General features: G+C 44.2%; 8 protein-coding genes. 4 read left to right on the top strand and 4 right to left on the bottom strand.

What is annotated here, in order from left to right:
- The first annotated feature begins 127 nt into the window (after positions 1–127).
- The gene (locus tag K0625_RS13820) at positions 128–934 is read left to right on the top strand and encodes a hypothetical protein (RefSeq protein ID WP_232847094.1); all 807 of its coding nucleotides are present in this window, start codon (positions 128–130) and stop codon (positions 932–934) included.
- Between the two features lie 158 nt (positions 935–1,092).
- Positions 1,093–2,445: a DEAD/DEAH box helicase gene (locus K0625_RS13815; RefSeq protein WP_220110231.1), complete on the top strand. Its 1,353-nt coding sequence runs from the start codon at positions 1,093–1,095 to the stop codon at positions 2,443–2,445.
- A gap of 91 nt (positions 2,446–2,536) precedes the next feature.
- Here K0625_RS13815 and K0625_RS13810 read toward each other — a convergent pair whose 3' ends face one another.
- The 4 genes from K0625_RS13810 to K0625_RS13795 form a co-directional block, all read right to left on the bottom strand.
- Positions 2,537–4,507: an alpha-amylase family protein gene (locus K0625_RS13810; RefSeq protein WP_220110230.1), complete on the bottom strand. Its 1,971-nt coding sequence runs from the start codon at positions 4,505–4,507 to the stop codon at positions 2,537–2,539.
- 13 nt (positions 4,508–4,520) lie between these two features.
- Positions 4,521–6,416 (bottom strand): glycoside hydrolase family 13 protein, encoded by a 1,896-nt coding sequence (locus K0625_RS13805; protein WP_220110229.1) that lies wholly within the window; start codon positions 6,414–6,416, stop codon positions 4,521–4,523.
- A gap of 30 nt (positions 6,417–6,446) precedes the next feature.
- Entirely contained in the window at positions 6,447–7,955 is a 1,509-nt protein-coding gene (locus tag K0625_RS13800; RefSeq protein WP_220110228.1) for a tryptophan halogenase family protein, read from the bottom strand.
- A 99-nt stretch (positions 7,956–8,054) separates the two neighbouring features.
- Positions 8,055–10,781 carry a TonB-dependent receptor gene (locus K0625_RS13795; protein ID WP_220110227.1) on the bottom strand — a complete coding sequence of 909 codons (2,727 nt, stop codon included), beginning with the start codon at positions 10,779–10,781 and terminating at the stop codon, positions 8,055–8,057.
- 485 nt (positions 10,782–11,266) lie between these two features.
- Between K0625_RS13795 and K0625_RS13790 the strand changes: the two genes are divergently transcribed.
- Together K0625_RS13790 and K0625_RS13785 are read left to right on the top strand one after the other, a co-directional pair.
- Positions 11,267–12,916 carry an alpha-glucosidase gene (locus tag K0625_RS13790; RefSeq protein ID WP_220110226.1) on the top strand — a complete coding sequence of 550 codons (1,650 nt, stop codon included), beginning with the start codon at positions 11,267–11,269 and terminating at the stop codon, positions 12,914–12,916.
- 31 nt (positions 12,917–12,947) lie between these two features.
- Positions 12,948–14,225 (top strand): sugar MFS transporter, encoded by a 1,278-nt coding sequence (locus K0625_RS13785; protein WP_220110225.1) that lies wholly within the window; start codon positions 12,948–12,950, stop codon positions 14,223–14,225.
- The last annotated feature ends 69 nt before the right edge of the window (positions 14,226–14,294 follow it).

Genomic DNA, 14,294 nt, shown 5'->3' with positions numbered 1-14,294 from the left:
AAAAAAACGGTTGGTTTTGCGTTTAATCTACTGCACTGCTACTCACTTTTGTTTACGACTCTGTAATACTGCTACATCATTTAGCGAAGGAAACTGCTCATGATATTTGCAGTACTCAGAAGGAAGAATGATGAAAGTGTTAAAATTCGTGGCGCTTAGTTTGAGCATTGTATTTGCTAGTGTGATCTTAGCGGGAGTATACCGTTTTAATTTGACTGATGACGATATCTATATCGAGATGTCTGATGGTACTGTTTTACCTTATGATGAGGCGGTAATACTTGAAAACAAAGCCAAGAATGAGGAGAAAAGTGCAGCATTAAGGGAGGGGATATTTACAGCTGATACCCCAGAGTCTTCTCTTGTGATGCGTAAACTGTTTAGCCTTCAAACTACTACCCCGTTTAATATCATGCTACCAGATTCTAATAGCCTTGTTGCTTTGACGCATTTTCTTGATGGTGATGAACATGAAAATCAAGATAATAGTGAGCTTGCCGCTGGGAGTTACCAGCATGGGGAGGTAAGGGGGAGTGTGTTACTTGATTATTATAAAATCACACCATTAAACTTCCCTGAAGAGTCGACAGCCACTAGCGCGAAACATTTCGATAATGACAAAGCGCTTTTTACCTTTGTCGCTCCATTTGCCGTCACAACACAGGGCTCAGGTGTGTTCTGGTATCTAGGTCTGTTTAATATCGATTATCAAACCAATAAACTCTCACATCTTGATAGTGAGTTTGTTGGTGATAGAGTTGAGATAAAACATATTGAGCCATCGGAGCCTTTCGATTCACCCTACAGCATCACAGTCACTTACAATGAAAGGGCACCTTTACAAGCGATGAGCGATAAACCTTCGATGAGAAAAATGGTGGAGTTGAGGGTGTCAAAGGGCGAGATTATTAATTTGTCAGCGATTAGCGGTTGATTGGAGTTATTATGCCAACAAAAGGGGGCTGGCTCACCTTCGTGGTTAGACAAAGAATCCCTGTTTGCTGTTATAATCCGCCTGCTTAACTTTTTAGCACTTCTGTTTTTGCTTCCAGCCAGACAGTGTGATTATTTTAATTTTACCTGAGATCTCCCATGCCATTTTCCAAACTTGGATTAAGTGAACCTATTTTAAATGCCGTAACTGAATTGGGTTATACCACACCGACGCCCATTCAGGCTGAGGCGATCCCGCTAGCCCTTAAAGGTAAAAATCTCATTGCTGCGGCACAAACTGGTAGCGGGAAAACGGCTTCTTTTGTGTTACCTATTCTTGAACTGTTATCTGGTGGTGAGACTCAACGTAAGAAGCGCGCTCGCGCTCTGATTTTGACGCCAACACGAGAGTTGGCAGTTCAAGTGTGTAAGAGTATTGGGCTTTATGGTAAACATCTAAATCTTAATGCTATTGCCATCTATGGTGGTGTCGATTATGCGCCACAGAAACAGGCGTTAATTGATGGTGTCGATATTGTTGTGGCAACACCAGGACGCTTGCGAGATCTCTATACCCAACGTGCAATTCATTTCGATGAAACAACACTGCTCGTGCTTGATGAAGCCGATAGAATGTTGGATATGGGGTTTATCGAAGATATTACTAAGATTATCGATACACTGCCTGAGCAGAGGCAGAACTTGTTATTTTCGGCAACACTCTCCAGACAGGTGAGGGAGCTTGCTAAAGAGACAGTTTCTGATGCCATTCAACTCTCATTTAATAAAGAGAGTGAGGGTAAGCCAAATATCGAGCAGTGGATCACCACTGTCGATAAAGATAAGAAATCTGCGCTGCTCAGTCATTTGATAAATGATCAAAATTGGCCACAGGCACTGATCTTCATTGAGACTAAACATGGTGCAGCAAAATTAGTGAGTCAGCTTGAAAAGCGTGGCATCGAAGCTGAGTGTATTCATAGTGGTCGTACACAGGCTATTCGTGAGCAGATCTTGGCAGATTTTAAATCTGGCAAGATAAAGTATCTGATCTCCACTGGGATCTCTGCTCGTGGTATCGACATCGACGAGTTACCTTTGGTAATTAACTACGATTTACCTTTTCCTGCTGATGAGTATGTTCATCGAATTGGCCGTACGGGCCGTGCAGGCTCATCTGGTGAAGCGATCTCTTTGGTTTCAAAAGATGACTTTAAAAATCTGTGCATGATTGAGAGCCGGTTAGATCATCTGCTTGAGCGTCGAGTTATAGAGGGGTTTTCACCTAGAAAAGAGGTGCCCGTTTCGGTATTAAATTATGTGCCTAAATCACAACGTGACGAAGATGGAAAGCGGATTAAATCTGAGAAAAGCGCTAAACCAGGCGTTGTAAGATCAAAATCGAAAAGTAGCATTAAACCATCGAACCGTTCAGGAAATGGAAAAAGTACTGAAGCTGCAGAAAGTAACACTCAAGCAGGTTTTAATCCTTGGACAGACAGTAAGAGATAATACCTTGTACCTATAGGTATAAAGTTAATAGGTATAAAACTAATTAAAATAGCGAAGGCTCAGGTTGTCATTACCTGAGCCTTCTACGTTTCTAGTGGCCACTTCTGTCTTGGTTAGCCTTGTGTTGTATCGATAACACTTTTGAGCCAAATGGCTTGAGTCTCAGAGCGATCTCAGCTTTATTGCCTTTGATAGCCAGCTGTTCACTGGCTATAGGGTTACCTTCACTGAGTAGATCGCTTAATTGATAACTAGCTTGTGTTAAATTCCATTGCTCAGTGAGATGCGCTGGAATGACAAGTGCAATATCTTGGGGCTTGTCTGAGAAGTTAACGATAATAAGTAGCTGCTGAGATTGGTTGTAACGGGTAAAGGCAAATAGGGCATTATTCTTGGTAGTCATTGGGGCGTATTCCCCCAAAAGTGCTGGAGCACTATGACTTAAATTTAATAGCCGAGCATAAAAATCACGTAGATTTAGCTCATCATCTGTAGATTGTCCACCATCAAACTTTCCACCGTTCATGTAGCCTTGGTGTGCGGGAACGCCGATGTAATCAAAAATACTGGTACGTGTTGGAGCGCCAAATCCTGCACTTTCACTGCCATCTTCACCGAGTTCCTGTCCGAAGTAGATAAGTGTTGGTGAGCGACTAATCGTGGTTGAGACTACCATGGCGGGCAAGGCTTTAATGGGATCATCTGCAAAATCAGGACTGGCGATACGCTGCTCGTCGTGGTTCTCTAAAAAATGCAGCATGTGACTGTCGATATCCGCCACATTTAACCTATCTATCTCGATGGCTGAGGTTGTTTCTTCGCCATGAATAATTGCTTTTAAGGTGTCATAGAGTCCCACTTTGTCATAGAGGTGATCCATCTTGCCAAGATGAATATAATCACGATAAAGGTTTGGGTCGTAAACCTCTGCGAGCAGGAATGCATCAGGATTAATCTGTTTAATGTTACTGTTTAGGTAACTCCAAAATGCGACAGGTACCATCTCAGCCATATCATAGCGAAAGCCATCAACGCCTAGACTAAGCCAAAATTCAGTGATCTGTTTGAACTTGATCCAAGAGTTGGGGATCTGTTGGTTATCTACCCCTTGCCAGAAGGTGAAATGGGCTCTGGTATCTTGCAGGGCAAGATGATCTGGTAGAGTGGGGAAGTCGTGGCTACCATCAGGTTTTATGCCGTAATTTATCTTCACCGTTTCATACCAGTCATGGCCATTGGGCTTTGCCAAGCGGGAGCCGTTGCCGGTCCATTTGGCGGGAAACTCATTAAATTTCCCGTCGCTTAGTGGATGAAAATCACCCCCTAATGGTGTTTGAATATCGGCATCTGATACGCTAAATGGTGTATTAACGACATAATAGAAGTTGTTGTTTCTGGCGTACTCAAGCTGGGTATTATCATTTTGCCCAAAATCTGTGACGCCATCAGGCTTTGAAATGGAGTGATAGTTTCTTGCCACATGGTTTGGCACGATATCGATGATCACCTTCATCCCATGCTCGTGGGTTCTTGCAATGAGCGCTGAAAACTCATCTAGTCTGTTGGCGGGATCGATAGCAAGGTCTGGGTTGACGTTATAGTAATCTTTTACTGCGTAAGGCGAGCCTGCGCGTCCTTTGACTACATCAGGATCGTCCATACTTATCCCCAACTCACTGTAGTCATTAACTAAGGCGTGATGGGGAACTCCCGTATACCAAATGTGAGTGACGCCTAAGGATTTTATGCTCTGTAGGGCGGCACTATCAAAGTCTGCAAACTTACCAACACCGTTTTCCTCAAGTGTTCCCCAAGGCTTATTGGTGGTGTTTTTATTGCCAAATAAGCGGGTGAAAACTTGATAAACAACTGGCTTATTAACAGCCTGTTTATTAACAAAAGAGTCATGGGCCTGCTTGGGCACTGTCAGAGTTGTCGTCAGTGGCACGCCAGCAAAAGAGATGTGAGGCATTGCAAACAGTGAAAGTGCTAACACAATTGCAGGCAACTTTATCGCGTTTAGTGTTGATGTTTGACTCTCTTTTCTTGATATTAATTCCACACTTTGGCCCCGATTAATCTGTGAGTGATAGTAACAGAACGCCGCGCGCAGGGACTGAGATGCTGGCCCCCTCTGCAGAGCTAATCGCTATCTTGGTATCTGTCAGTACTTCAGTTGCTCTGCTAAATCCATCTAACTGGGCTTTAAATCGTTTGCTTGTCAGTTGCACTGGTTTGTCATTTTTGTTCATGATAACCATCAGAGTTTCATCGTTAAGGGAGCGGAAATAGACATAAATCCCGTCGATTGGCACGTAATGTTTAAGTGAACCTTTATGGATCGCCGCAGAGTTTTTTCGAAAGTTCAGTAGGGTTTTAACAAACCCTTGAGCGTCGCGTTGTTTCTCTGTTAGCCCTTTACCTGTTAATGCATTGATTTTGTCTGTTGGCCAACCACCAGGAAAGTCACTACGGACTTCACCATCATGACGTCCCTCTTTGGGACTGGTCATTAACACCTCTGTGCCATAAAAGAGTTGAGGTATGCGGTTAGAGGTGAGTATGTAGGTCATGGCCATCTTAAAGAGGTTAAGATCTTCATTCATTAAGCTATAGAGTCGATTGGTATCATGGTTGCCCTCAAAAAGAACTAAATTGCTTGGGTTGGCATAAATCACATCATTAGCCATCATCTCGTAAAGAGAGATAAAGCCTCTGTCCCAACTTTCGGCTTGTGTCAGCGCTTTAAGCATCACTTCATAGAGAGGGAAGTCCATTAAGCTGGGAAGATAAGATATGTAGCCGTCTTGATTAACTTTACCCGCTTGCCAGTAGGAGACAGTAATGGGGTTTGAAGTCCACTCTTCGCCAACAATATTAAAATTAGGGTATTCAGTCATGATCGCCTTAGACCAATCACTTAAAAAGGCTTTATCGGCATAGGAGTAGGTGTCTTCACGTATACCGCTTAAGTTGGCATATTCAACCCACCAAATACTGTTCTGGATAAGGTAAGTGGCAAGTAACGGGTCGGTTTGATTGAGATCTGGCATGGTATCGACAAACCAGCCATCGACAAACTCGCTATGGTCTTCGCTTACTGCGTAGGGGTCTTGCACTGTGGTTCGTCTATGACTGGTATAACTTATTGGCTGCTTATCTTGGTTTGTATGGATACCGTTTATCCAGGTTGAACTGGGGAGATCTTGCATCCACCAATGGTTTGAACCGATATGGTTGACGATAATATCTTGAATGATCCCTATGCCTTTGTCATTAGCCTTTCTGACCAGCTCTTTGTATGTTTCATTACTGCCAAACCTAGGGTCGATGCGGTAGTGATCTGTGGTTGAGTAACCGTGATAGGAGTATTTTTGCTGATTATTTTCAAGCAGTGGATTGATCCACAGTTGTGTGACACCTAGTTTTTCCAAATAATCTAAACTGTTCTCAATGCCTTGAATATCACCGCCGTGGCGGCCATCTTTATCATTTCGATCTATCTGTTCAAGCATCTCTATTTGATTGTCATTACTAAAATCGCCATTGACGAATCTGTCGGGAGTGATCAGGTAGATCGCATCCTTATTGCTAAAGCCCTGACGCTGGGCAGAACCTTCGGCTCGCTCATGTAATGAGTAGTTAATTGTGTATTTTATCTCCTGTTCATCTAAGAGGTTTAACACTAATGTTTGGGCCTTTGCGTCAGCTAAGTTCAGGGTAATAAAAAGATAATTTGGATTGTTAGTGCGCTTTGTCTCCAATATTGTGATGTCATCTCCCTTAATATCTACCTTTAACGAGCCAATCTTGTCTCCATTGAGCATCAACTGCAATTTGGGGTTGTGCATGCCTGCCCACCATGAAATAGGCTCAACTTTTAGGGGAGAGTGAAGTGATAGGGCATCTGCACCGGGGGTTAAAAGCAAGGAGGCGGTAAAAAATATGCCAAATGTCAGCTTGTTAAGCATTTAATGATCCTTTTTAGCAAGATAGAGAAGTTACTTTAAGCCGCAATATTGAGTCAGGTAACTGTCGTGGCTCATTAGCTTTGAGCTTGTCGTGTCGAAGATTTTATGTAGATCATTCAGAAACTGAATATTCTGAGTTGTATTGATGTTTTTTGTCAGTGTTGAGTAGGCATTAGGCGTAAACCTTTGCCCTAGCATCACCTGTACCCAAGCGTTTTCGGTAAACAGTTCATCTTGATATCGAGAGACAACACCAGAGGCTTTGAATAGGTCAAGTTTCTGTTGCAGTGAGTTTGGAATTGCCATTTCGCGGCAGTATAGCCAGAAAGGCGCCTGTTTTTGACCACTTAACCGATAATGCAAAATGATAAAATCACGGATCTGTTCAAACTCCTGCTTAGATTGTTGGTTGTATTGGTCAATGTTTGCTTGTTCCATCTCTTGGCTTGGAAAGAGTTTGAGTAGTCTGACAATACCGGACTGGACTAAGTGTAGGCTGGTGGACTCTAATGGCTCTACAAAACCACTAGCAAGCCCAAGTGAAACACAGTTTTTTAGCCACTGATGTTTACGTCTTCCTGTGACAAAATTAATTTTTTGAGGCTGGGAGAGTGGTTTGCTATCTAACTGTTTAAGCAATAGCTTTTCGGCTTGCTCATCACTGATAAATTGGCTGCTGTAGACAATTCCGTTCCCTGTTCTGCTCTGCAGAGGAATGCGCCATTGCCAGCCAGCTTCATTTGCAGTTGAGCGGGTATAGGGACTGATAGGCTTTTTTGCCTCACTTGCGACAGCAAGGGCTGAGTCGCAGGGGAGCCAGTGACGCCAATCTTCATAGCCGCTATTGAGTGCTTGCTCTATAAGTAAGCCTTTAAACCCAGAGCAGTCAATAAACAGATCGCCTTCGATAGTCTGTCCGCTCGCTAAGGTGACAGAGTCAATGGCGCCATTGCTTGAGTTGAGGTTTGTGTTGATCACAAGGCCTTCAATCGAGTCTACACCCGCTTGTTTACTGTAACTTTTGAGGTACTGAGCATAGAGTGAAGCATCAAAATGATAGGCGTAAGTGAGCCCTGATAAACCGATTCCAGCGATAGTGTCTAAAGGCTGGAAGTTGTTTTTTTTAGCGCTAAGGTAGTTAAGTGAGTATTTGCCTAACTGCTCTGATATTTGATGCTCGCTTTTTAGGTAGTGATTAAGGTAATAGTGATGAAAAGGGGTAAGTGCGAGATCTTTGCCTAACGGTCCGAAGGCATGCATGTAGCTGTCGCCCTCTTTGGCCCAGTTATCGAACTCTATTCCGAGTTTGTAAGTCCCATTTGTTGCTTTGAGAAATTCATGTTCATCGATGCCCAATGCTTGGTTGAACATCTTTAGGGGAGGGATACTCGCTTCACCAACACCAACCGTTCCTATCTTATCGGATTCAATTTGAGTGATTGTGAGCTGCTTCCCTAAAAACCTCACCAACATGGCCGCAGCCATCCAGCCTGCAGTTCCTCCTCCGACAATCACTATCTTTTTTATGGGTGAGTGCATCACAGCTCCTTAATGATCCCTCTGTGACTAACTGTTCATGCTCACGGATAAAAAGAGACACTTGAGCTTGAACGGCTAGCCACAGAGGTTTAGGGGAGATTAGAACTTGTAATTAAGGCCTAACATATAGTTACGACCATAGTTCTGGAAATCTCGCACTTCACGCTTGTCATCACCAAAATAGGAGGTGAAAGGTTCATTGGTTAAGTTATTCACCTGCAATTGAACCGACAGCCCATAAAGCGCATCGATGCCACTTTCAGAGAAGTCATAGCCAATTTGAGCATCTACGACAGTCTCAGCTTTAATATTCACGTTTTCACGTTGCAAACTGATCTTCGTTACCTCTCCAAGGAAATCTGAGCGGTAGCGAGAGCTGATGCGGGCTTCAAAGCCGCGGGTTTCATAATAAACCGTTGCATTAAAGGTTTTCTCAGACAAACCCGGTAGGGTGGTTGGTTCACTGTCCGGTGTTTCCTTCACTTCGCTGTCGGTATAGCTGCCGCTTAAGATAGTACCAAAGCCTTCAAGTGCATTGGCAAACATCCCAAAATCAATAGAGAGTGATGCCTCAATCCCTTGCACGTATCCACCTTCGCCGTTTTGAGGTTGAGTCACATTACCGATAGGGTTGCCTGGTTGATCTGGGAATATCTCACCAAAATTAAAGTTTGAGTGCTGATCATAGACAAAGTTTTCAAGATCTTTGTAGAACAGAGCTAAGGCAAAGTAGCCTTGATCGCTAAAATAGTTCTCATAGCTGATATCATACTGGCGCGCTAACCAAGGTTTGAGGTAAGGATTACCAGCACCGCCAGTCCAGTTGACGCCATCGGTTGGTGATGCATTATAGCTAAAGTTGACGTTAGCATTCATCTTGTCCATACGTGCACGGGTTAAGGTTCTGGCTGCTGCAACACGAAGGACCTGATCTTCCGCCACTTCGAAACTTAAGTTCATGCTAGGTAACCATTCAGTATAGGTATCACCAGCAGCATTTGGTGTTTTTACCACCTCTCCGCTGTCAACTGTGGCGATCGTTCCCTCTGAACTTTGATCAGTGTGCACCGATTGCAAACCGACATTACCAACAACAGGTAGACCAAACAACTCTGTCTCAAGATTCGCCATCACAAAAAGGGTCGTGACCTCCTCTGAGACATCCCAAGAGTTGGTTGCACGGCTGAGATCAACTGTGTCTGCATTGGTTTCTATGTAGTTGCCGTCATTATAGAAGGCCAATGAGTCATAACTTAGCATGTCACCCATGCCGAAAAACTCGAGGGAGGTGGGTGCAAGCAGATACTGATCAGGTACGCGTATCATATCTGGGTACTGTTTTAAGGTTAGGTAGAAGCCGTTGTCACGCTTGCTCTTATCGCGATCGGTACGGTTAACGCCAAATTCGATACTGCTGACAAAGCCATCATCGAAGATATACTCAGCGCTTAATCGTAGGGATTTTAGTTCATCCTCTATCTCTGGCTTGTTAATAAAGCCATCTTGGCTATCAGGACCGATAGGGTTTCCCCAGCTAAATGGTCCACCTAGTTTGATAAGATCTGGGTTTGAGTAATCCAAATTGTGGGCAAAGTTGTAGCTGCCTTCGCCATTATAAGCAAAGCCTAAGGTGTCGGTGACACCATTACCATTTCCGCGACCTGTTCCGCTGTAGCTCTCCATGCCAATGTCGGTTCTGTTTGCACGTGACATAGAGACATCGGCTGTGACACTCCAGTTTTCACTGATGGTAAATTGATTATTCCAGCCAATGGATAATGAGTCGGCATCTCGAATATTAATATCGTTTCGAACAATAACAGCGGCATCATTAATGGTGCCATTTGTCACGAGTCCATCGCTATTCTCTATGGCTGTTATGCCAGCATTTCCCCATCCAGCGCCCCATTGTCCAGGGATCTCAATGCCACGAAGACGCTGCTCATCATTGAATTTTGTGTAGTAGATATCGAGTACTGAGTGAAAAGTATCATTGGGTTGATATTCAAATACGGCTAAGACACCATCACGCTCAAGCTCACTTGAACGCACAAAAGGCTTTGCCCCGCCCAATACTTTTGGGTTGTCTGGGTTATAGTCAAGCTCAGGGTAACCCCAAGCTTGCCAGCGTTCCTCCTGGTTAGGTGATTGCATGCGTGCATAGCCTAAGGCGATTCCAAAGGTGTCATCGGCAAATTGATCCACATAGGAGATGCTACCGCGGTAGCCTTTGTCGGTGGAGTCACTGTTGAGTGCACCGAGATCATTTTGCTCCCCGCGCAGAGAAACGGCGATGGTCTGCTCACCATGGATTAGTGGACTGATGGTTTGCATATCAACTGTGCCACCAATAGCCTGAGCCATGACAGAGGCATCGGGTGTTTTATAAACAACCACGCGATTTAATAACTCTGAAGGGTATTGATCGAACTCTACACCACGGTTGTCATTAACTGAGGCCTGTTCACGTCCGTTCAAGGTTGCGGTTGTGAAGTCTGGGCCGAGTCCACGAATTGAGATCACATTGGCACGACCATCAAGTCGCTGAGCGGCAACACCTGGAAGTCTAGCTAATGATTCGGCAATACTGACATCTGGCAGCTTGCCTATATCTTCAGCTGATATCGCTTCAACAATGGATGAGGATGACATCTTTAGTGATTGTGACTCTTTGAGACTGCGTCTGATCCCCGTCACTTCAATCACTTCGATCGCTTCTTCTGCATTTTGGTCTGTTTGCGAAAGTGGTTCTGCTGCGTAGGCTTGCGTACTGGCACCTGCGGCCACTAAGGCTAAAGTCAGTAGGCTAGGTTTAAATTGAATCATCCATCTATCCCCTTATTTCACTCGATTACTTATCTTATTTTTATTGTGGGCAGTCACGGCAATACACAGGTTTTAATGAGTCGTTGTGAATTAGAGCTGCTTGATTGTTGCATCTGTTTTTGGTTTGTTGCATTTCAGTGACGATACTACTCTCGGGATAATGGGGACGACAATATTATGCATACGTATTCAAAAGATATGCAAGAGATGTTATGGGTGTTTTTTGCCCATATTTAGCCCAATTAAAGTTAAATCAAAAAAGATATTTGTCTTTGTTTTTAAATGGTTTTACTGCTTCGTCTTACTAGCCTTGTTTAGCTTGGTAGTTATGCATACGTATGCAGAGATATTGAACCCTATTTCCCAGATCACGTATGCTCAACTCATTCGAACAAGCACTTTCGTGTTTTACAGAATAATAACAAGGGTGCAACTGGCTAGAGTTTTTGTGCTCAAGTTGGTTATCAATTTTTTTAGGGGCGGCAATGACTCAGGTTTCGACTCAGCTTTCTTGGTGGCGCGGTGCGGTGATCTATCAGATCTACCCACGTAGTCTGCTTGATACCAACGGAGACGGTATTGGTGATCTACAGGGTATAATTCAAAAACTTGATTATATCGCCAGCCTGAATGTGGATGCTATTTGGATCTCTCCATTTTTTAAGTCACCAATGAAAGATTTTGGTTATGACATCAGTGACTATCGTGATGTAGACCCCATGTTCGGCACGATGAATGATTTCGATAAACTGATTGATAAGGCGCATGCGTTAGGTATTAAGGTGGTGATCGATCAAGTGTTAAGTCATACATCAGATCAACATCAGTGGTTTATCGATAGTCGTGAAAGCAAGTCGAACGCGAAAAGTGATTGGTATGTATGGGCTGAGCCAAAAGAGGATGGGACGGCGCCCAATAACTGGTTGGCTATTTTTGGTGGTTGTGCTTGGGAGTGGGAACCTAGGCGCCAGCAGTATTACCTGCATAACTTTTTAACGAGTCAGCCTGATCTTAATTTCCATCATCCCGAGGTAAGACAAGCGGTTCTCGATAATGTTGAATTTTGGCTTAAAAAGGGAGTCGATGGTTTTCGGTTAGATGCGATCACTTTTTGTTATCACGATGAACAGCTCAGAGACAATCCGCCTAAGACAAAAAATAAGCGCCAAGGCCGAGGTTTTAGTGAGGACAACCCTTATGCATACCAATATCACTACTTCAACAATACCCGCCCACAAACCTTAGGGTTTATTGAGGAGCTAAGGGCATTAGTGGATAGATATCCAGGCGCTATGACCTTAGGTGAAGTCTCCTCAGAAGATTCGCTCTCTACGATGGCTCAATACACCCAAGGTGAGGGGCGATTGCATATGGCCTATAGCTTTGAGCTACTGACCGAAGATTTTAGTGCTGCCTACATAAGACAAACCGTCGAAGCATTAGAGGCTAGCATTGGCGATGGATGGCCCTGTTGGGCCATTGGAAATCATGATGTGCAGCGTGTGGCAACACGCTGGGGACGAAACTGTAGCGACCCCAATTTGGTGAAGATGTTAACTGCCATGCTCTGTTCTCTACGTGGCAGTGTCTGCACTTATCAGGGAGAGGAGCTGGGGCTAACCGAGGCTTCGATTGATTTTGAGCAGTTACAAGACCCTTTTGGTATCGCTTTTTGGCCCAAGTTTAAGGGGAGGGATGGATGCCGCACTCCACTACCTTGGACCGATAGCGATAAGGGGGCAGGTTTCAGTGATGGAGGGCCTTGGCTTCCTGTCGCTAAAGAGCATTTGTCAGCATCAGTAGCGATACAGGAGTCTAATGAGGATTCAGTACTCAATGCATATCGACAGTTTCTGCTGTGGCGACGTGAACATACGCCACTTATTCAAGGTGAGATCAAATTTATTGATGCACCTGAGTCCATTCTCGCTTTTATTCGTGAAGCTGACGGTATTCGCTATTTTATCTGTTTCAACCTTAGCGATAAGCGCACTGAATATAGGTTTAGCCTGAGTGGTGAAGTCGAGGCGGAGAAACTTGAGGTTCTGAGTGGCCATGGGTTATTGACTGGCCGATTGCTAGAAGATGGTCTTCTGTTGCCCGCTTACTCAAGCTTCTATGGCGTATTAACGTGAAATAAATTGATAATAAAATTGGAAGATAATAATGGCCTCACTCTATAACAACAACACGCAACTTGATGACTCTAGTGCCAATAAAGCAGGTACAGAAGGGAGTTATCGATTTGCTTTGGTGTCTCTAACGTCCCTGTTTTTTATGTGGGGCTTTATTACCTGCTTAAACGATATCCTTATTCCTCATCTTAAGGCCGTCTTCTCCCTTAATTATACCCAAGCGATGTTAATCCAGTTTTGTTTCTTTGGTGCTTATTTTTTAGTGTCTATTCCAGCGGGCCGATTAGTTAACAAACTTGGCTATCAGAAGGGGATTGTCACTGGGTTGATTATTGCAAGTTTAGGTTGCGCCCTGTTTTACCCCGCTGCAGAGTTTGAAACCTATGGCTTATTCCTTGGCGCACTATTTGTGTTAGCTTCAGGTATTACAATACTGCAGGTGGCAGCTAACCCTTACGTCAATGCGTTAGGTAGCAGTGAGACGGCATCTAGCCGTTTAAATTTAACCCAAGCGTTTAATGCATTGGGGACGACAGTGGCTCCTTATTTCGGCGCTGTGCTCATTTTATCGGTAGCCACAGAAGCCTCATCGGCTTTAGCTCACTCAGCTGAGGCTGAGGTGGTTAAACTGCCTTATCTTTTATTATCCGCCATGTTGGCCATGTTAGCTTTGGTGTTTGCCAAGCTAAAACTACCTGTTATTCGATCACACATAGATTCAAATAACAGTGAAACAGTCACGTATAAAGGGAGAACAGGTGCACTGCAATCAACACATTTGGTATTAGGCGCCGTGGGCATTTTTGTCTATGTAGGCGCAGAAGTGTCGATTGGCAGCTTTTTGGTTAACTTTCTAGGTGAATCTCACATTGGGGGATTAAAAGAGGCTGAAGCTGCCCAGCTTATTACTTATTATTGGGGCGGGGCTATGGTAGGGCGCTTTATCGGCTCTGCGGTTATGCAAAAAGTCGCAGCGGGAAAGGTATTAGCCTTTAATGCGGCGATGGCCGCTATTTTGGTTGCAGTTGCCATGCTCAGTAGCGGTAGTCTTGCAATGTGGGCAATCTTAGCTGTGGGTTTATTTAACTCAATTATGTTTCCCACCATCTTCAGCCTAGCACTGCGAGATTTAGGACCACATACATCACAAGGTTCTGGAATTCTCTGCTTGGCTATCGTCGGTGGCGCAATTTTGCCGCTACTGCAGGGGATAACGGCCGATGCTATCGGGATCCAGCAGGCTTTTTTCCTACCTATCCTCTGTTATGCTTTCATCCTATTTTATGGTGTTAAAGGTTCTCGTATTTAGCCGTTGCCGATTGGTATTAGCGGCCAGTTGGCCGCTTTTGAATTTGTCAGAGCAAGTCCTGAATATATA

The sequence above is a fragment of the Shewanella nanhaiensis genome, from assembly GCF_019457885.1.
GTDB classification, from domain to species: Bacteria; Pseudomonadota; Gammaproteobacteria; order Enterobacterales; family Shewanellaceae; genus Shewanella; species Shewanella nanhaiensis.
The sequence above is the reverse complement of the archived record's forward strand: the minus strand, read 5'-3'. Positions and strand labels throughout refer to the sequence as shown.

Excerpts from the sequence above, each read along its gene's own strand:
- K0625_RS13820 (WP_232847094.1), top strand. The coding sequence starts at position 128 with ATGATGAAAGTGTTAAAATTCGTGGCGCTTAGTTTGAGCATTGTATTT.
- K0625_RS13815 (WP_220110231.1), top strand. The coding sequence starts at position 1,093 with ATGCCATTTTCCAAACTTGGATTAAGTGAACCTATTTTAAATGCCGTA.
- K0625_RS13805 (WP_220110229.1), bottom strand. The coding sequence starts at position 6,416 with ATGCTTAACAAGCTGACATTTGGCATATTTTTTACCGCCTCCTTGCTT.
- K0625_RS13800 (WP_220110228.1), bottom strand. The coding sequence starts at position 7,955 with ATGCACTCACCCATAAAAAAGATAGTGATTGTCGGAGGAGGAACTGCA.
- K0625_RS13795 (WP_220110227.1), bottom strand. The coding sequence starts at position 10,781 with ATGATTCAATTTAAACCTAGCCTACTGACTTTAGCCTTAGTGGCCGCA.
- K0625_RS13790 (WP_220110226.1), top strand. The coding sequence starts at position 11,267 with ATGACTCAGGTTTCGACTCAGCTTTCTTGGTGGCGCGGTGCGGTGATC.
- K0625_RS13785 (WP_220110225.1), top strand. The coding sequence starts at position 12,948 with ATGGCCTCACTCTATAACAACAACACGCAACTTGATGACTCTAGTGCC.